Raw genomic sequence first — 19,892 nt, forward strand, 5'->3', positions numbered from 1 at the left:
ATCTAAAAATAACAGATGGCGGCTATTTTCTTGTGAAAAAGTAGTAAAGACAGCAAACGGTAACTATAAAGAGGAAGGAGTATAATAATCTAATAAACCTAAATTATCTTGGAATAAATGAATTTTAGGAAAATATAGTTTATAATCCAAATAGAAGGTGAATGAGGAATGATAAATAAGGGATACTTTCGGAGGCGATTGTATTTAAGATAGATTTGTCAGATTTTCAAAATGGCACATATACATCTTTAGGATAATTCTCAGGTGCTGCTACTGACTTCCTATGGTTTTATTTGGAAATTTCTATCATGTGTCATTTTTTATAGTGAAAGAACACTAGGTTCCAGTGGAATAGTAGTGACGTTGACTAATAAAGCGCCACTGCGCAACTAGATAATAGATTTATCTAGTAAACGACGGTGTTGAAAAGTTATTGAAGGCTCTAAAATAGTGGTTCTTGGTTGTGTTACAAACTATCTAAATAAAAGATTAAGCGATGTATGTATTAGATGGGGGGAGTGAGCGAATTGATTGAAACCATAGTTGGATACATAGTTGCACTATTCATATTTCAGCCTTTGAATGTTTTCATTCACGAACATGGACATGCATTTTTTGTGAAGATATTTGGTGGAAAAGTATACAAAATAGAGATTGGAATTGGAGATCCTCTTTTTAAAATAGGATCTTTACAGGTAAATAAGCAATTTTTTATGTTTGGTATTTGCAGAGGTGAATATAATTCACCTGATTCCACATTACTTATTGAAAAAATAAAGTTATCCCTTATTGCTTTGGGGGGGATAATTTTCAATCTAGCTACTATATTACTCTTAATTGTAGTGAAAATGTATACATCGCATCATCATTTTCTAGATGGATATTTCTTTAGCTTTACAGGTGTACTCATTCTTTCAGCTATAATCCCTGTAACGTATTTTACTGGCTACAAGAGTGATGGCCTAGTACTTTTTAATACTTGGAAAAATGAAATCGATAAGGTGTATTAATAAGCGCGGGAGAATACACTTTAAAAAGGTTGATTACGGGATGTATGATAATTATGGAAACCGATTATATTTTAAATAATAAATCTATTTCTAGTTATTTCTCAATTTCCGGGTCAGTTATGGATAAAAACACGTTTGAATAGAGCCAAGAAAGACTTTTTGGCATGAAATAAAAAATAGAGAGGCTTGAGTACATTGAATTTAGATATGAAAAAAGGGGGGATTGAATTGACGATTACTCTTCAGGAGGTAAATGAAGAGGAAGTCCATATTTTAAGGAATCTGTATTCTCTATACCTCCATGATCTTTCAAGCTTCACTGAAAATATAGTTTTAGGAAAAGATGGTTCTTTTCATTTCGATGATATAGAGATGTTCTGGAATGTAGAAGGGCTTACTCCATTTTTCTTAAAATATGAGGATGAAATTATTGGCTTTCTACTACTGTTAGAACGTCCATTTTTAAAAAAAGAAATGGATTTTGGCGTAAATGATATTTTTATACTTAATAAATTCAGAAGAAAAGGGTTAGGTAAGCAGATCTTAGAGAAATTATTTAAAGAAAAACCAGGGAAGTATTTTGTGATTGAACTTTTAGAGAATAAGTCCGCGGTGTTATTTTGGAAAAAGGTGTATAAACAATTAAATATAGAAATTGAAGAAAGAAAAGAACTAATAGACGATGAACATTGCCTTATCCAAACGTTTAGAGTATAAAAAGTTCTTTATAAGTATTTTCTACCAACGTACTTAATTGGTAAGAGTTCGAACGTTCACTATTGGCTTAGGGACAAATTGTTGGAGTTGAAAGGATAAGTTTTGTGTAAAAAGGAGAAATAAACGTATGTTGATCTTTTATTATAATGAACATGATTAAGGCACAAATTCTAATGAAAAGATTAAAACTATCCCTTTCATAGTATATATAGGAGACGCAATATGGAAATTTCATTGATAAGACATGGTAAATCTAAATGTATTGAAAAAAGTATAATGAGCAGTAAAGATTTTAGTGGATGGGTTGAAAGTTATAATGATAATGGAGTTTTCGAAGAAAATTTTTACCCATCAGCTACTCTTGAAAAAATAAAAACTGCAAATATTGTTGTTACTAGTGATTTAAAAAGGTCTATAGAATCTGCAAAATTATTAAATCCCAACGTGCCAGTCATGTCGACCCCTTTGTTTCGGGAAACAGAGCTTCCCATTCCCTCATCCATCATAGGAGGGCTAAAATTGAACCCGAGCATTTGGGCATTGATTTTGAGAGGCTTTTGGTTTTGTGGCTATTCAAGAGATTGTGAGTCACTAATTGAAGCAAAAGAGAGGGCTAAAAAGGCATCCGATTTATTAATGGAGTTTGCCCAAAAAAATTTAGTGGTAGTAGTTGTTGGACATGGTTTTTTTAATATGTTAGTTGCTAGTGAGCTGCGGAAAAAGGGGTGGAAAGGTAAGAGCAAGACAAGCTCGAAGCACTGGAACTGTACTACTTACTTCTTTTTATACTAATGGGCTCAATAAAGTGGAGCATTTCAATGGGAGAAAAAATATGAATGCTTAAGAGAAATGAAAGTTTGGTGCAAAGGTATGGAGTAGATATTCAAGTGCATAAAACTGAGTATCTTTTTTTAAGAGAAGGATTGTTGAAGATAAGTCCATCTCAGAATGGTAGTCAACCAGAAAAGTGACGATACTTGCATTCAATTACATGTATTAGGAGGAATTATTTCTGGGAATTAACTGGTATGATGCAGAGGTTCACATTCTTATCGAATCGAACCCAAAATATAGTGACCCTTTACTAAAAGAGTTTTTAGTGTTACTATTCATAAAATTAAATGCAATGAAGAGAAGAGTAAATAATTGTTTTCTTTTTAGAGAGCTCCGGTAGCTGGAAAGGAGTAAGAAATGGTTATTGAAGCAAACCTCTGAGCAGCACCTTGGAACCTCAAAAAGGGGATAATGTGCCAGGAGCTCCTGTTATAGAGCTAGAGTATACGCATATTTTTTATGTTGTACTTGATGAGATTAATATGGTGACATATTAATAAACTGGGGTGGCACCGCGATTATAGAATCTCGCCTCCAAGACACATGTCTTGGGGGTGAGATTTTTTTGGTTTAATTTAATAAGGGGGGAGCTAAGTGATATTTAAAAAGTTGATTGACGGTTGGCGGTATCCTTCAATTTTGCTGTTCAGTATCGGGGTTTCAAGTGTTGGAAGTTGGATTTACTTCATCGCTTTAAATTTGATTGTTCTTAACTTAACTGAATCAGCAATGGCAGTTTCAGGCTTGTATATTACAAGAGCTTTGTCAACCCTTATAACGAATAGCTGGTCTGGAAGTCTTATTGATCGTCGTAATAAGAAACATCTCATGATCATTCTTAGTTTCCTTCAATCGTTCCTAATTGTTATATTGCCTTTCTTTTCATCTCTTGTCCTTATTTATGTCCTTGTATTCATTATCACAATGGCGAGTTCCATGTATCATCCAACCTCAATGACCTATATTACAAAACTAATTCCTGTGGAGCAGAGAAAACGATTTAACGCGTTACGCAGTTTACTCGATTCTGGAGCTTTTATGACTGGTCCAGCGATAGCTGGAATCATGTTTAAAATTGGGACACCCAATATGGCGATTTACTTGAATGCCATTGCTCTACTGGTATCTGCTCTTATAACAATAAGGATGCCAAATGTTGAGGCTGCAGGGGAAACATCCGATAGAACAGATAGGAAGTTAACGGTTCGTATACTGAAGGACGACTGGAAACTGGTTATACAGTTTTCTCGTAAATATTCATACACCATGCTTATATACTTTCTGTTCAGTGTCATGATCGTATTGATGACAGCTACAGATTCGTTGGAAGCTGCATTTGCAACTCGAGTACTCTCCTTATCTGAAGGTGATTACGGAATTCTGGTAAGTAGCGCAGGGGCAGGTTTATTAATAGGTTCAATAACGAATACATTCACTGTCGAAAAGGTTCCTACTTCATGGCTGATTGGGGTAGGATCGCTATTGACCTCAGTGGGGTATATCGTTTTTTCATCCTCTTCTACTTTTCTCATTGCAATTGTCGGTTGCTTTGTCTTATCGTTTGCTTCTGCCTTCGCCAATACAGGTTTCTATACCTTTTATCAAAATAATATACCTGTACATGTGATGGGGAGGATAGGAAGTATTTATGGGGTTGTCGAAGCCTTCCTTGTCATCCTTCTCACAGTTATTTTTGGGATAGTTGCAGAAGTGATTTCGATCAGAGTTGTTGTGGTTACGGGGGCTTGGACAATGTTAGTAGTCGCTATGGTCTTATTTGTTTATACTATACAACCTTCCAAATCTAACTTGTATTCCACTTCATTGAAAAAATTCAAAGAGGAGTAAAGATTCTTCTTTGTGAAACGAAGATGGGAATAAAAAACCTAAGATGAACAATTATAATAATTTGATGTGATTAAGACTTTTAAATTTTCTGTGTTTGTGCAATAATAAGTGAACAATATTTTTAAAAAGCGGTGACAAGGAAAGTAAGTCAACCTTCATTTTCTAACAGAGAGCTTCGGAATCTGAAAAGAAGCAGGAAATAGTTGATTGAAAATGGCATTTGAGCAGCAAAGTCGACTTTCATTCTAATGAGATAGGCTTTGACGAGATGTGACACTCGTTATAAATGTCAAAGTACATGATAAGTGCTATGTACTTACTGAGGCTAATGATGGAAATCGTTAGCGAATTAAGGTGGTAACACGAGAAAACCTCGTCCTTAGACAATTTTTTGTCTAGGGACGAGGTTTTTTAAATTGGGAGGGGAATGGGATGACTGTATTTATTGGAGGGGCATGGCCATATGCAAACGGTTCTTTACACTTAGGTCATATTGCTGCGTTATTGCCAGGAGACATTTTAGCAAGATATTACCGACAAAAAGGAGAAAAAGTGCTCTATGTATCAGGTAGTGATTGTAATGGAACCCCGATTTCAATTCGTGCTAGCCAAGAGAATACGACTACAGAAATAATAGCTAACCGGTATCACGAAGAATTTGTGCATTGTTTTCAAAAGCTAGGTTTTTCCTATGATTTCTACACACGTACTGATGCCGAACATCATCATGAATCCGTACAAAACATATTCTTAAAACTATATGAGAACGGATATCTATATAAAAAGACGATTGAACAAGCTTATTGTGAAACAGATCATCGCTTCTTGCCAGATCGCTTTGTGGAAGGGATTTGCCCGAATTGTGGGGCTAAAGCAAGGGGGGACCAATGTGATGCATGTTCCTCGATTTTAGATCCACTCGATCTAATTGAAAAACAGTGTAAAATTTGCGGGAATCCACCTACGATTAAAGAAACAGAGCACTTTTATTTCTTGTTCAGTGAGTTTCAAAAACGTCTTGAGACATTTGTAGATGACGCACAACAGGGAGAAAAGTGGCGTGAAAATGCGATTCGTTTGACCACCAGATATTTAAACGAAGGTGTACCCGATCGAGCTGTAACACGTGATTTACCAAATGGTGTTGAAGTACCCATTAAGGGGTTTGAAGGAAAGAAAATTTACGTATGGATTGAAGCAGTTGCAGGATATTTAACAGCAAGTATTGAGTGGACGAAACAGCATGATGAATCACTTGAAGACTGGTGGAATGCGGAAACTGTTTCTTATTATGTACATGGGAAAGATAACATCCCTTTTCATTCAATTATTTGGCCATCTATTCTAATGGGCATTAATAATCCAACACTCCCTTCTCACATTGTTTCCAACGAGTATTTAACATTGGAAAAGCAGAAATTATCGACAAGTAAGAATTGGGCAGTCTGGGTTCCATATTATTTGGGGAAGTACGATGCAGATTCTCTCAGGTACTTTTTGACAATCAATGCACCAGAAAATAGGGATACTGATTTTTCATGGCGTGAGTTTGTATATAGTCATAACAGTGAATTACTAGGTGCCTATGGCAACTTTATAAATCGTACACTTAAATTTATCGAAAAGTATTATGAGGGTGAAACTCCTGAGGAAAACATAGAAACAGAAATAAAAGAGAAAGCAAGAAATCTCTATCAAGATGTTGGTTCGCTCATCGAGGAGGCTCATCTGAAAAATGCGTTAGAGCTTATTTTTGAATTTGTACGAGAAGCAAACAAATATTTTGATGATCAAAAGCCATGGATTCAAGTTAAAGAAGACTCGTTTGCATGTAACCAGACTATGGCTAACTGCATCTACATCATTTCAAACCTTGCACAGCTCCTAAATCCGTTTCTTCCTTTTTCAAGTCAGCGTGTTCAAGAAATGTTAGGGCTTAATGATTTGAAATGGGGGGAAATTGAAGTAGCCGCTCGTTCCCTTAACGAAGTGAAACCACTATACACCAGGATTGAGCTAGAAAGGATCGAAGAGGAAATTGAGAATTTGAAAAAAGGGGTCAATAATATTTAGAAGTACGATGATTTAGTATGATTATGGAAATGAAATAACAACGAAATTAAATCTAGCTAGGTAGTTTGTTAAATTGGTATGTTAAAAGAGATTAGGCATGTATTCAAAAAACATCTTGTACATGTTGACGTTATTCTGAAAACTGGCTATTTAGTTAAATAACGTGATCGTTTAATTAGAAATTAGGTCGAACGTAGTCGTAACAGAGGAACCGATTCCTAATTTAATATTGGAGTTGGCTATTCAAAATATGAATGATAGGGAGACAAAAAATGACGTTAACAAATTTTGAGGAATATGACGATCCTATTTTATACGACAAAGAAAACGATGCGTATTTATCAGAATTACCATTTTTAGTGAAATGAGCATCGAAAACAAAAGGAACGATTATTGATTTGGCTTGTGGGACTGGGAGACTGACCATTCCTTTAGCGAAAAATGGATACAAACTTATGGGTGTAGATATCCATAAAGGAATGTTGGTAGAGGCTGAAAAGAAATCAACAAATCTTGATTTGAAAATAGATTGGGTGGAGCAAGACTGCACTAAACTGAATCTGCCGATAAAAAGTAGTTTGATCTATTCAGTAGGGAATTCATTTCAACATTTCCTAACAAATGAGGCACAAGATGATTTTCTATCTTCTGTGAATAAGCATTTAGAAAATGATGGGGTTTTTATTTTTTATACAAGATTTCCACGTGTCGAAGAATTATTGCAACCTAGTACAGAAGAGTATTGGAGATCCTACACGGATACTGAAACATTGAATCGTGTGGATGTTTATACGTTATGTGACTATGATTCTCTAAATCAAGTTCAACACTATACGACGATTAGAAAATACAAAGCCCATGATGACGAAGTTGTCGAAGAGAAGAGAACAAACATAAGTTTAAGATATGTTTTCCCTAAAGAGATGGAAAGAACTTTGTTTTTACATGGTTTTAAAATAATCAACGTGTATAAAGATTGGAATGAAAGTCCAGTAACTAACGATAGTAATGAGATGATCTACGTTTGTAAAAAAAGATAACTAACCTTATGATTCTCATTTTTTATATGTTGACTGTCATAAATGAGGGAGGAAAAAAGATGAAGTTTCCTGAATTAGAAACAGAAAGACTGAAATTAGTACAAGTAACGAAAGATCATACCAAGAGTTTCTATGAAATAATGTCACGAGATGAAGTTACTAAGTACTATGGTATGGACAGCCTAAAAAGTATAGAAGAAGCCTCCCAGATCATTGAATCTTTTGAGAGTACATTCAATAATAATCGCGGGATAAGATGGGGGATAGTAACCAAAGATAAAGGTGAATTCATTGGAACACTAGGGCTTAACAATCTTAACAGATGGAGTAAAAAAGCTGAAATTGGTTTTGAGCTACACCCCTCATATTGGAAGAAAGGATTCACATCTGAAGCTGTAAAGGAGATATTAAAGTATTCATTCGATGAACTTGGATTGTTTAGAATCGGAGCCGTTACTTATCCGCAAAATGATCCATCCATCTTGTTATTAAAGAAGCTTGGATTTTCTAAGGAAGGGACACTTCGAGGATACTTATATCAAGGTAATCGATCGCATGACGCTCTGATGTTTTCACTACTCCAACCGGAATGGTGAGAAATAGTGCTTCAGAAGAAGTGAATTAGTTGAAGTGAAATTAGAGCTCTACAGCAACAAGAGCTTAGTTAAAGTTGAGGAGGATTAGATGGACATTAGAATTGCTAAATTAGAAGACGTGGAACAATTAATCAAAATGCGCTGGGATTTTACCGTAGAGTATGACGAGAGTAAGAAAGAAGAATCGTATGATGATTTTAGAGAAGAGTGCCAAACGTTTTTGAATAATGCACTTAACAATCACCAATGGTTTATTTGGGTTGTGGAAGAAAATGAAAAAATTGTATCGCACATATACGTGGAGTTAATCCAAAAGGTACCTCGTCCGGGTAAGGAGACACATCCATTTGCATACATGACAAATGTTTATACTGTTCCTGAATACAGAAATAAAGGGATTGGAAGTCGCTTATTAAGTTCAGTGAATGAGTGGGTTAAAGAAAATAATTTTGAGTTTGTGATTGTATGGCCGAGTGACGACTCCGTTAACTACTATAAGAAAAATGGATACATTCATTGTATAGAACCTATGGAATATTTACCTTTATAAATTGCTCGGAGCGTTGATCTTAATGATGTTGTCATTATGGAATCAGTTGATTTTTAAATACAATAGATATTATCTAAGGAGACGAAATTTATTTAAAGGGGGTTTTGAAATGAACGAGCTAATTTACTTAATCATTGTTTTGGGACTAGTAGTCTAATTCTTTGTGTCATTTTCCCTTTTTATTAGGAGAACATTAAGAAATTCATCAATAAGGAAAAATGTGTCATTTAAAAATGAAGAAGTACTTCAGAAAATTATCCAACAGAATGAAAAGATAATTTCCCTATTGGAAAAAGAGAAGTGATGCCCGTGAACAATAGGCAGCGATGCATCGCTAGCAGGCCATACGCTTTGGGTCTATACAATAATATGGACGAATGTGATGTTGTCTCCGAGTAAAGTTCTAAATGTTAAAACCCAGCATCCGTAGCGGGTGCTGGGTTTTAGAAATCAGTATTTTCGTAAGAAACTAGGGTTAATATCATACCATTCCTTATTTACGATCATGTGACATTTAGCGAACAATGCTTCAATGACTTGAGTTGTGTTGGCTAGCACACGTAGAGTAAATCCAGGGACGGATAGAGCAGATAATCCTATTTTAAAATCAGTACTATTCTCATGAAGTTCCTGATAAACAAGATCGAGGAGAGCGGCGTTGGATTTTTCACCAATGACAATCATTGAACCCATATGTGAAAAACCTTCCATGAAGCCTAAACCTTCGATATCTTGTGTTGCAGGACTTAATTTGATATGGTCAAAAACAACTAGATCTTCATCCATATAAATTTCAGTCTTTAACTGAAGTGTGTGGTAGCTAAACTTTTCTCCGTCCGGAGACCAACCCGGCGTAATAATATCTGAATAAAGGAGAGTAGCGCCCTTTTCCATATGAACAACTGTTTTCTGTTTATAACGAGCGTCTCGATAACCGATTAGTGGATCCGGAATATACTCAAGATAACTGCCATTTTTCAGCGTAAACTCCATTTCTGAATAGGAGAATGAACGCGGTGACTTGTATATTTTTGTTGCAGACTGTGTGGTTAACGTGAGACGGGCTTCCTCCTGCACTGTAACCTGCATTTGGTATCGGTCACCATCCAAATAGCCTCCACCGGGGTTTAGGATATAATAGCAAGCTTGTCCGGAATCGTCATGATAAACAGGACGCATAACTTTATATGCCCCTTGGAAATACACATCTTTACCAACGGTTTTCCCATTCCGCACTTCGGCATCTAAGCTTAATACCCCTGTCCAATCCTTCATGTTTACTCCAGACCTTTTAATAATACATTCTTGTCGAGCCATTCGATGACTTCATCAAGACCTGAATTATCCTTTAAATTAGTGAAAATGAAGGGCTTATTTCCACGGAATGTTTGTGTGTCAGACGCCATGACATCTAGGCTTGCGCCTACAAATGGTGCTAAATCTGTTTTGTTGATAATGAATAGATCTGATTTAATCATACCTTGCCCACCTTTACGAGGGATTTTCTCCCCTTGGGCAACGTCGATAATATATATTGAAAAGTCAACTAGTTCAGGGCTGAAGGTAGCAGCTAGATTGTCGCCACCGCTCTCAACGAAAATGAGGTCAAGACCTTCGTGTTTTTCAATCAATTCATCAATCGCAGCAAAGTTCATGGATGCATCTTCACGAATTGCTGTGTGAGGACATCCGCCGGTTTCAACGCCGATAATACGATCTTCAGGCAATACGCCATTTTGCATGAGGAATTTCGCATCTTCTTTTGTGTAAATGTCATTTGTTACTACGGCCATGCTTAGTTTGCCTTCTAATTCACGAGTTAGTTTTTCAACTAACATCGTTTTACCTGCTCCAACAGGTCCACCGATACCAATTTTAATAGGTTCCATAATGAACACATCCTTATTTGTCTGATTTTTAGGGCGCTAGGTTCCTTAAGTTTGTTTCTGTTTCATTGCAAAAAAGTTTGGACACCCGTTTAATTATTCCGGACGATGTCAGGGTAATCTAGGTGTCCGTTGTTTTTGTATACGTCTAGCCTCCAGATCATAAGTCAAAGAGGTTACGTGGATAAGAGCTCCACGCCGTCACCTTCGCCTTATGACTGTCTTAGCTAGACGCCACTCTCAGGTTATGTTTACGACATAAAAATTCTTATGTTAACTCGTTCATGTTTCATTTGCGATAGTTCTAGACCAGGGGAGACGATTCCGAAATCATCCTCATCTAGCTGTTGAATTTTATCTGTTGCATTGTGCAAAGAGGTTTGGAACTCCATGATTGTTTTTTGACCTGCAGTCTGACCAAGTGGAATAGCTCGAACAGCATTCTGTACAAGGCTAGAGACTGTAGAGTACAAATAATAGAGTGTAGTCGTATGTTTAGCGACGTTTAGATGGTGGCCGACCATCGTAAAGACAATGGCTGGATGCCCGAATGAATTCTTTTGAGCGATACGTTTACGGTAGTCTGCAAGAACAGGAATATCGTAAAGTGATTCGACGAGTTTTAACATTCGCTCACCCGTCCGCTTTGAACCTTCCCGCGTTTCACGTGGCAAGTTTTGCATCGTTATCATACGATCCAATTTCCAGATACTTTCAAGATCATTCGCCTCAAGTGCTTCGTAGACTAAACGAGAGGCAAGCCCATCTGTGTAGATGAGCTGCTCGTTTAAGTAAGCATTGAGCCATTGAAGAAACGATGGCTGATCGTGAACTTTGTCTTCTTGGATATAGCTTTCCAATCCATAAGAATGACTAAATGCTCCCGTCGGAAAGTTGGAATCACATAATTGGAACAAAGACAAGACATTATTAGTCATGGCTATGTCCAATATGGCGAAACGCTTGTTTCACTTTCCGTTCTTCGCGTGTAAATGGAATTTGAAGTTCTTGTAGCAATTCCTCTACAAGGTAATCATATTGAACGAGCATGTCGTCATTTTCAAATTGAGCGGGTAGGTGCCGATTCCCCAATTGGTGAGCAATCGTTCCCATTTCATGCAAGCTGCGTGGATGAATGACCAATAAATCGTCTGAAATGACTTCAATCATAATTAGATTTTTATCGTCCATGTAAAGTACATCGCCTGCAACAAGATCCCTTGAATTTTTTAACCGGATGCCGATATCTTTTCCATGATCAGTAGTGACACGTTGAACACGTTTCACCAAAAGAGCACTTTCAAGATAGACCTTTTCAATATGGCGCTTTTCGATCTCCGCTTTATCCATAGTTTCAATATTCGTAACGATTTGTTCGATTATCAATTCTCTCACCTCAAAATAGGAAATATCGTTGCCCCATTGGTACTTCGTCAACTGGATCACAAGTAATGAGCTCTCCGTTTACTCTCACCTCATATGTTTGTGGGTCGACAGTAAGTTCAGGAGTTGTTGAGTTCAGTTTCATGTCTTTTTTCGTCAAGTTACGGATACCGTGAGCAGGGAGAATCATTTTCTCCAAACCGAGTTTCTCGTGTACTTTATTGTCAAATGCAGCTTGTGAAATGAACGTTATTGAGCTTTTAGCTAACGCTTTTCCTACTTGAGCATACATTGGACGGTAAATGATAGGTTGTGGCGTCGGAATCGATGCGTTTGCATCTCCCATTAAGCTCTCAACAGCAAAACCATTTTTCAATACCATCTCAGGTTTAACACCGAAGAATTCAGGTTTCCAAATGACAAGGTCTGCAATTTTTCCGACTTCAATTGACCCAACATACTCTGAAATACCGTGAGTAATTGCAGGGTTAATTGTATATTTTGCAACAAAACGTTTTGCACGATTGTTATCAGCGAACTCTGTGTCACCTTCCATTGTGCCACGCTGTTTTTTCATTTTGTCAGCAGTTTGCCATGTACGTAAAATAACTTCACCTACGCGACCCATAGCTTGAGCATCTGAACTAACCATACTAAATACACCCATGTCTTGAAGAATATCTTCAGCAGCAATTGTTTCTTTTCTGATTCGTGAATCTGCGAAAGCGAGATCCTCAGGAATAGAAGGGTTTAAGTGGTGACACACCATTAACATATCCAAGTGCTCATCTACTGTATTTACAGTATAAGGCAATGTTGGGTTAGTTGAAGATGGAAGAACGTTTGGATAACCAGCTGATTTAATTAAGTCAGGGGCATGTCCGCCACCAGCACCTTCAGTATGGTACATGTGGATTACACGATCTTTAATAGCAGCCATGGTAGTTTCCATGAAGCCACCTTCGTTTAGCGTATCAGCGTGAACTGCTACTTGTACATCGTACTTGTCAGCAACGCTTAATGCATGATCAAGTGCTGAAGCTGTAGCGCCCCAGTCTTCATGGACTTTCAATCCGATTACGCCTGCTTCTACTTGCTCAATAAGAGGTTGTTCAGATGCAGCTTGTCCTTTACCAGTAAAACCAACGTTAATTGGCATACCTTCTGCAGCTAATAACATACGGTGAATATTCCACTCGCCAGGAGTAACTGTAGTTGCTTTTGAACCAGCAGCTGGGCCAGTTCCGCCACCAATTAGTGTTGTAAGACCAGAAGAAAGAGCTGTTTCAATTTGAGTAGGATTAATGAAGTGGACGTGCGTGTCAATTCCGCCTGCAGTGACAATCGTACCTTCACCAGCAATAATCTCTGTGCTGGTACCAATAATGATATCTACGTTGTCCATGACGAGTGGATTTCCTGCTTTACCAATTCCAGCAATTTTACCGTCGCGAAGACCGATGTCTGCTTTGTAAATTCCAGTGTAGTCTAAAATTACAGCATTTGTTATTACCACGTCTGCAACGCCATCTTCTCTAGTAGCAAGTGGGTGCTGACCCATACCGTCACGAATAACTTTACCTCCACCGAATACAACTTCATCGCCGTAAGTAGTGAAGTCTTTTTCGATTTGAATAAATAATTCTGTATCGGCTAAACGAATGGAGTCTCCTGTTGTTGGACCATACATTTCTGCGTATTGTTTTCTTGTCATTTTAAAACTCATTTGTCGCACCCGCTTTCTACAGAGCCATCTACTTTGTTGTTAAATCCATAGACTAGTTTTTCGCCTGAATAACAAATTAGCTCTACTTCTTTTTCATCGCCTGGTTCAAAACGAACAGCAGCCCCTGCAGGGATATTCAAACGTTTACCGAATGCAGCATCTCTTTCGAATTGTAAAGCATCGTTCACTTCATAAAAATGAAAGTGTGATCCTATTTGAACTGGACGGTCTCCAGTATTAATAGCAGTAACTTTTGTAATCGTTTTACCTTGGTTAATGATAATGTCTTCATCTTTTAATATGAATTGTCCTGCTTCCATGCAATTACCTCCTATCACTCGTTATCTAATTGGATTATGAACTGTTACCAGCTTTGTTCCGTCTGGGAACGTAGCTTCCACTTGAATATCGTGAATCATTTCGGGAATACCATCCATTACGTCTTCACGAGTTAAAACCGTTGCACCAAATTCCATTAATTCTGCAACAGTCTTACCATCACGTGCACCCTCAAGTACTTCATACGTAATTAGTCCAATTGCTTCAGGGTGATTCAATTTTAACCCTCTGTCTTTTCTTCTTCTTGCGAGATCAGCTACGACAACAATCATAAGCTTGTCTATCTCACGTGGTAATAATTGCATTGAACGGCCTCCTTAAAATTCTAACTCTTTGTAATATGCCCTCGCTCACCTTGAAAATACGTAAGTTTGGCCAGTATTATTTTGGGGAGAAAAAATAATGGTATATTAAAATAAAATGTTTTGAGTAATCAAAGAAACGGAATTAATATTTAAAAATAATTAATCAGTTAGTAAAACCTGAAAATTCAAAAATCGTATTTTAACGAAACATGTGATTGATTCTCTGCCGTTGTTAATATATCATAGCAGAATAAATAATTTCAAGTTTATTCCTTCATAAGAAAAAAGAGAAATATTAATATTTCGAGATAATTTTTATTGGTTGGAGAATTATTTAAATCAAATAATTTGAAAAGGAATGATTTTTTTGCTATCAGGAGAAAGGGCAAATGAACAAAAGCAAGCGCTAGGGAATGAAAATTCGATTAAAGAAGGAAAACTCATTTCTTTTCTAATAGAATCCCTTAAAGGGATATCTCAAATCATCTTTATTGAAAACACAATAACGGGTTTTCTTATCTTATTAGCCATTACTGTAACTTCGTTACATCTAGGGATAATCGCGCTTTTATCAGCAATGATTGGTACGCTTGTTGCTAAAATTGGGGGCGCAGATAAAAAAATGGTCAGCCAAGGATTGATGGGCTACAATTCTGTTCTTACTGGGTTGGCGTTAGATTCATTTTTAAGTGGACATAATGTGTGGATAGTTGCATTAATAGGTGCAGCAGTAGCTGCAGTTCTAACGGCGATGATGATGCATTTTATAGGGAACATAGGAATTCCCATTCTTACATTTCCATTTATTTTGTTAACTTGGTTTATTCTTCTTGCTGCATATAAATTCGATAGCATCACTTTAAGCTCTTCACTTGCTCCGCAAAGTTTAGCGAACTGGGAATTGCATACAGCTGGCGAGATTAATGTACTAGAAGGGGTATTTAACGGGATTGGACAAATCTTTTTCCTCACAAATGCATTACCTGCTATTTTAATTTTTATCGCTGTTTTTTGGGCTGATAGGAAAATGGGCATTTATGCGGTCATTGGAAATGTGGCTGCCTTTCTCGCCGCAGTTGCTTTAGGCGGAGAACATGCATTGATAATGTTAGGGTTATATGGCTATAACGCTATTTTAACAATTCTAGCGGTATCGGCTGTGTTCAATACCAAAGAAAATCGCTATTCACCAGTTACAGGTGTTTTAGCTGCATGTATTACAGTTCCTATGATGGCAAGTGTTAGTATGTGGTTGTTACCATATGGGCTTCCAGCATTAACGATGCCGTTTGTATTATGCACTTGGTTAATATTAGGGGCTAGAAAAATCCTCCCTAATTTGTAGTAATACATTGGTTGAAGAAGTAAAAATCTTCTCAGGAGACAAATTAACAAGAACGTAGAATAATGGTGTAATGTGGATAGAATTGCACGATGAAAAGATTAATATTAGGAGGTCATCATGATTAAGTTGAATAAGATGCTGTTGCTGATTTTAATGGTACTTTTACTCGTTGTTACGGGTTGCGGAAAACAAGAGGGAGCAAAAGATACAGCTCAATCTAAAAAAGATCGTCTCGTTTATGCTTCAGAGGAAGAGTTCGAGGGGCTAAATCCGATTCTTGAAGAGACAAATCTTGATGCATTATTGTTTCGTGGACTCATGCGATTTGATGAAAGTAATAAAGTGGTTACTGATATCGCAGACACTTTCGACATTTCAGAGGACAAGCTTACGTATACATTTGTATTGAAAAAAGGTATTACCTTCCATGATGGGGAGGAGCTAACGGCTGATGATATTGTTTTCACAATTGAAAGTATAATGGACGATAAAAATGCTTCGTTTTTGAAATCTGATTTTGAAGAAGTAGCATCCATTAAGAAATTGGATGACTATAAATTAGAAATTAAGCTAAAAGAGCCATTTACCCCTTTATTGGATAAACTAACAGTACCCATTCTTCCAAAGCATGCTTTTGAAGGTGTGGATATGAGAACGGCTGACTTTAACAGCCATCCGATTGGTGCAGGACCTTATATGTTTGATAAATGGGATCGAGGTAATGCGTTGACATTAAAGGCATATAGCGGATTTTTTGGAACGAAACCCTCGATTGATAAAGTGATATTTAAGTTTATTCCAGATAGTAATGTACGTGCACTTCAGTTGAAGTCAGGTGAGGTCGATGTCGCACTTCTAGATCCTGTGCAAGTTGAAAAATTAGAAAAAGAAAAGAACCTTAAAATATACGATGTTGAATCCGCGGATTATCGAGGCGTATTGTTTAATATGAACTTGGATCTATGGAAAGATGTGAACGTGCGTCGTGCGTTTAGTTATGCAACAGATAGAGCTCAAATCGTAAAAGGTATTTTAAAAGGACATGGGTCGGTAGCATATTCTCCATTACAGCACCACGAATTCAATAATGATCAAATTGAAAAGTACACGTATGACGTTGATAAGGCGAAAGCGTTATTGGATGAATCGGGTTGGAAAGAAGATAAGGATGGTATTCGTTATAAAAACGGAGAAAAACTTTCGTTTACGATTACCGCACCTGCTAGTGATGCAGTACGTGTGAACATGGCGAATTATGTTGCCGAAGGTTTTAAAGCAATTGGTGCAGATGTGAAAGTAGCTGCACTCGATTGGAACGCTATCACGATTGATGAAACAGATGCGTTTATGGTTGGATGGGGAAGTCCGTATGATGCGGATGACCATACCCACATTTTGTTCCATACGGATGAGTCAAGCTTAACGAGTTCTGGCTACAACTATGGTAGTTATTCGAATGCAAAAGTGGATGAACTACTCGAAAAAGGACGTACAACAACAGATCCAGATGAACGTAAAGCGATTTATATGCAATTCCAAGAAGAGCTTGCGAATGATCCAGCATTTGACTTTATTGCTTACGAAAATGCAGTTTTCGGGATAAACAAAAATGTAAGCGGCGTAAAAGAACGAACTCTAGGTCATCATGGATCTGGTTTCCTTTGGAACGTTGAGGAGTGGAAGTGGAATGACCGTTAAATGGGTAGGGAAGCGAATGGTGATGGGGATAATTGTCCTGATCATCGTTAGCTTCCTCTCTTTTTTCATTATGCAATTAGCGCCTGGAGACCCTGCTGCAGCTTTCTATGGAGGAAATGCACAGACATTAACTGCAGCCGAAAAGGAACGAATTACCCGCGCATATGCATTAGACCGTCCTGTTGCCCAACAGTATGTTGCATGGTTAGGAGAGACAGTAAAAGGGAATTTAGGTACTTCCTATAAAGAAGGCAGGCCCGTTTCTGAAATAATAATGGAACGGCTACCGAATACGTTACTGTTAGTTAGCGTGTGCCTGTTTTTCATCATAATTGGCTCCATCTGGCTCGGCACAGTTGCGGGTATGAAGGCGGGGTCTATTTGGGATAAAGGACTCTCTACATTTAGTATCGCGACGTCTTCCATCCCCGCTTTTTGGCTTGGCATGTTATTCATCTATTTCTTTGCTGTGAGTCTAGGCATTCTTCCTTCTTCTGGATCGAGCGATATAGGCGGCGACGGTGGTCTTGGAGATAAAATCCGTCATCTTATAATGCCTGCTAGCGTGCTTATTTTAACGCACGTGGGCATTTATGCACGTTTTCTACAGGAGAGCATAAAGAAAGAAAACAGTAAGTACTATGTGAAGGTTGCTCGAGCAAATGGTGTAATGGAAAGGACCATTCAAATGGGAATATTGCGCAATGCTTCAATCCCATATTTGAATTACATCGCCATGACAATTCCGTCTTTCTTTGGTGGTTCTATTATTGTAGAATCCTTGTTTGCATGGTCTGGACTTGGGCAGTTGACTGTGAAAGCGGTCGTGACAAAGGATTTCCCATTATTAATGGGCAGTATTATGGTTACGGGTGTCATTGTTGTCGTTAGTCTATTAATAATCGACCTCATTATGTACGCCATGGATCCGAAGTTGCGAAAAGGGGGCATCCGGTAAATGAGGTCACGGAAAGCACTCTTGTTTTGGTACATAATTCTTGGATTGATTGTCTTTTTGACGCTGTTTTCAAGTGTACTCGCACCGTTTGGACCAAATGAGATGAGCATGGATGAGGTATACCTTGCACCCAGTGGAGATCATTGGTTAGGTACAGACCATTTAGGTCGAGACGTTCTTTCGCGTTTATTGGTAGGCGGGAAAGTGACGCTGACTGTTGCAAGTATTTCTGTTCTCTTGTCTCTTATCATCGGAATTGTATACGGAGGTATCAGCGGATATTTTGGTGGGGTGATTGATGCTGTCATGATGCGGTTGTTGGAAGCATTGATTACAATTCCTTCGCTAATTATTATTTTGGTGCTGCAAGCTTTCACCCAAGGCAGTATGTGGCACATGGCACTCATCATTGGATTGACGGGCTGGCTTGTTACTGCACGGATTGTACGTTCAGAATTTATACGGTTGAAGGATGCAGAATTTGTTAAAATGGCTAAAATGTTTGGGACGCCTATTTGGAAAATATTATTCGGACATTTACTGCGTAACAGCATTCCAGCTATTTTTGTCATAACGTTATTTAATTTTGCTGGAGCGATATTCATGGAAGTATCTCTTAGTTTTCTTGGTATTGGTATTCCACCAGCAATTCCTTCTTGGGGAAATATGTTGTACTACGCTCAAAATGATATTTTAATTGGGGCTTGGTGGATTGCATTGTTTCCAGGCATTATGATTTTCATGACTATTCTCGCCATAAATTTTATCGGAGAAGCGTGGAAAAACCCGACGTGGAGGCGTTTGAATGATTGATGTAAGGGATCTATCTATACGAATAAATGACAAGCAAATAACGGATCATGTAGATTTCAATATTCCACGCGGAAAAATTATTACGTTAGTTGGTGAGAGTGGTAGTGGGAAAAGCATGACGATATCTGCAATGCTTGGCATGTTGACGACAGATATAAATGTAAGCGGAAAGGTCATTTATGAAGGCCGTAACTTATTGGATGTGTCAGATAAGGACATGAAAAGCGTAAGGAAGAAGGATATTTTCACTATATTTCAAGACGCATCGAATAGTTTTAATCCGTCTGTAAAATTGGGTCGCCAAATGTATGCATATTCAGGTGGACGTATTGGGGATACGACAGACGTATTTAATGTGAAAATGCTTCCGGTATTAGACAAGTTGGGCCTTTCTTGGGATATTACCGAACAGTATCCGTTCCAATTATCGGGTGGCATGCTACAACGATGTATGATAGCCTGCGCATTTTACGTTGAACCTGAATTACTTATTGCTGACGAGCCAACATCTGCACTTGACATGGTGCTACAAAAACAATTCATCCAATTATTGATACAACTCAACGAAGAACGCGGTACAACAATTCTTCTCGTTACCCATGATCTCGACATCGTCGCTGAAGCCGCTCATGAAATGGTTGTTATGCAACAAGGCCGAGTTGTAGAAACGGGGACGGTGGAAACGGTTTTCTCCCAACCTAGACATGCATATACGAAGCGGTTGTTGGAGAGTCGATTCTAGGAGTAATCGGTTGGTTTTTGCGCTGGACA

General features: G+C 37.8%; 19 protein-coding genes, 1 pseudogene and 2 other annotated features. Of the genes and pseudogenes, 13 read left to right on the plus strand and 7 right to left on the minus strand.

Translation table 11 applies throughout. The annotated features are described in order from the left end of the window. Window positions 1–527: 527 nt before the first annotated feature. The 8 genes and pseudogenes from N693_RS0103550 to N693_RS0103590 all read left to right on the plus strand — a co-directional run bounded on the left by N693_RS0103550 (window position 528) and on the right by N693_RS0103590 (window position 8,668). On the plus strand, window positions 528–1,010 hold the full coding sequence (locus N693_RS0103550) for a site-2 protease family protein (RefSeq protein ID WP_025783397.1): 483 nt from the start codon (window positions 528–530) through the stop codon (window positions 1,008–1,010). A 228-nt stretch (window positions 1,011–1,238) separates the two neighbouring features. After that, complete coding sequence (locus N693_RS0103555) at window positions 1,239–1,727, plus strand: GNAT family N-acetyltransferase (protein WP_025783398.1); 489 nt, start codon at window positions 1,239–1,241, stop codon at window positions 1,725–1,727. 222 nt (window positions 1,728–1,949) lie between these two features. Beyond that, the gene (locus N693_RS0103560) at window positions 1,950–2,519 is read left to right on the plus strand and encodes a histidine phosphatase family protein (RefSeq protein WP_025783399.1); all 570 of its coding nucleotides are present in this window, start codon (window positions 1,950–1,952) and stop codon (window positions 2,517–2,519) included. A gap of 325 nt (window positions 2,520–2,844) precedes the next feature. Beyond that, window positions 2,845–3,100 (plus strand) — a binding site (T-box leader). Between the two features lie 55 nt (window positions 3,101–3,155). Further along, entirely contained in the window at window positions 3,156–4,409 is a 1,254-nt protein-coding gene (locus tag N693_RS0103570; RefSeq protein WP_025783400.1) for an MFS transporter, read from the plus strand. A 122-nt stretch (window positions 4,410–4,531) separates the two neighbouring features. Next, window positions 4,532–4,793 (plus strand) — a binding site (T-box leader). A gap of 48 nt (window positions 4,794–4,841) precedes the next feature. Then, window positions 4,842–6,482, plus strand: coding sequence for a methionine--tRNA ligase (gene metG / locus N693_RS0103575; protein WP_025783401.1), 1,641 nt, complete (start codon window positions 4,842–4,844; stop codon window positions 6,480–6,482). A gap of 386 nt (window positions 6,483–6,868) precedes the next feature. Beyond that, a pseudogene (locus N693_RS18855) lies at window positions 6,869–7,522 on the plus strand (class I SAM-dependent methyltransferase); the annotation flags it as partial. Between the two features lie 59 nt (window positions 7,523–7,581). Continuing rightward, complete coding sequence (locus N693_RS18860) at window positions 7,582–8,118, plus strand: GNAT family N-acetyltransferase (RefSeq protein ID WP_037592639.1); 537 nt, start codon at window positions 7,582–7,584, stop codon at window positions 8,116–8,118. An 88-nt stretch (window positions 8,119–8,206) separates the two neighbouring features. Then, window positions 8,207–8,668 (plus strand): GNAT family N-acetyltransferase, encoded by a 462-nt coding sequence (locus N693_RS0103590; protein WP_025783402.1) that lies wholly within the window; start codon window positions 8,207–8,209, stop codon window positions 8,666–8,668. Between the two features lie 450 nt (window positions 8,669–9,118). On the opposite strand, the gene N693_RS0103595 is transcribed toward N693_RS0103590, so the two are convergent. The 7 genes from N693_RS0103595 to N693_RS0103625 form a co-directional block, all read right to left on the minus strand. Next, the gene (locus N693_RS0103595) at window positions 9,119–9,943 is read right to left on the minus strand and encodes an urease accessory protein UreD (RefSeq protein ID WP_025783403.1); all 825 of its coding nucleotides are present in this window, start codon (window positions 9,941–9,943) and stop codon (window positions 9,119–9,121) included. 2 nt (window positions 9,944–9,945) lie between these two features. Further along, on the minus strand, window positions 9,946–10,557 hold the full coding sequence (gene ureG / locus N693_RS0103600; protein WP_025783404.1) for an urease accessory protein UreG: 612 nt from the start codon (window positions 10,555–10,557) through the stop codon (window positions 9,946–9,948). Between the two features lie 248 nt (window positions 10,558–10,805). Then, a complete protein-coding gene (locus N693_RS0103605; protein ID WP_025783405.1) occupies window positions 10,806–11,492 on the minus strand; it encodes an urease accessory protein UreF in 687 nt (228 codons plus the stop codon). Beyond that, window positions 11,485–11,940: an urease accessory protein UreE gene (gene ureE, locus N693_RS0103610; protein ID WP_025783406.1), complete on the minus strand. Its 456-nt coding sequence runs from the start codon at window positions 11,938–11,940 to the stop codon at window positions 11,485–11,487. The genes N693_RS0103605 and ureE overlap by 8 nt, the downstream gene beginning before the upstream one ends. Window positions 11,941–11,950: 10 nt before the next feature. Continuing rightward, on the minus strand, window positions 11,951–13,663 hold the full coding sequence (gene ureC / locus N693_RS0103615; RefSeq protein ID WP_025783407.1) for an urease subunit alpha: 1,713 nt from the start codon (window positions 13,661–13,663) through the stop codon (window positions 11,951–11,953). Further along, a complete protein-coding gene (gene ureB, locus N693_RS0103620) occupies window positions 13,660–13,983 on the minus strand; it encodes an urease subunit beta (protein WP_025783408.1) in 324 nt (107 codons plus the stop codon). The genes ureC and ureB overlap by 4 nt, the downstream gene beginning before the upstream one ends. 21 nt (window positions 13,984–14,004) lie before the next feature. Next, window positions 14,005–14,307, minus strand: coding sequence for an urease subunit gamma (locus N693_RS0103625; protein WP_025783409.1), 303 nt, complete (start codon window positions 14,305–14,307; stop codon window positions 14,005–14,007). Window positions 14,308–14,674: 367 nt separating this feature from the next. On the opposite strand from N693_RS0103625, the gene N693_RS0103630 reads away from it, so the two are divergent. The 5 genes from N693_RS0103630 to N693_RS0103650 all read left to right on the plus strand — a co-directional run bounded on the left by N693_RS0103630 (window position 14,675) and on the right by N693_RS0103650 (window position 19,863). Further along, on the plus strand, window positions 14,675–15,652 hold the full coding sequence (locus N693_RS0103630; protein ID WP_253271152.1) for an urea transporter: 978 nt from the start codon (window positions 14,675–14,677) through the stop codon (window positions 15,650–15,652). Window positions 15,653–15,769: 117 nt separating this feature from the next. Beyond that, window positions 15,770–17,350 (plus strand): ABC transporter substrate-binding protein, encoded by a 1,581-nt coding sequence (locus tag N693_RS0103635; RefSeq protein ID WP_025783411.1) that lies wholly within the window; start codon window positions 15,770–15,772, stop codon window positions 17,348–17,350. After that, a complete protein-coding gene (locus tag N693_RS0103640; RefSeq protein WP_025783412.1) occupies window positions 17,340–18,308 on the plus strand; it encodes an ABC transporter permease in 969 nt (322 codons plus the stop codon). The genes N693_RS0103635 and N693_RS0103640 overlap by 11 nt, the downstream gene beginning before the upstream one ends. Next, entirely contained in the window at window positions 18,309–19,121 is an 813-nt protein-coding gene (locus tag N693_RS0103645; RefSeq protein WP_025783413.1) for an ABC transporter permease, read from the plus strand. Next, on the plus strand, window positions 19,114–19,863 hold the full coding sequence (locus tag N693_RS0103650) for an ABC transporter ATP-binding protein (RefSeq protein ID WP_025783414.1): 750 nt from the start codon (window positions 19,114–19,116) through the stop codon (window positions 19,861–19,863). Before N693_RS0103645 ends, N693_RS0103650 begins: the two co-directional genes overlap by 8 nt. Window positions 19,864–19,892: the final 29 nt, after the last annotated feature.

The sequence above is a fragment of the Sporosarcina sp. D27 genome (assembly GCF_000586555.1).
Classification (GTDB): Bacteria; Bacillota; Bacilli; order Bacillales_A; family Planococcaceae; genus Sporosarcina.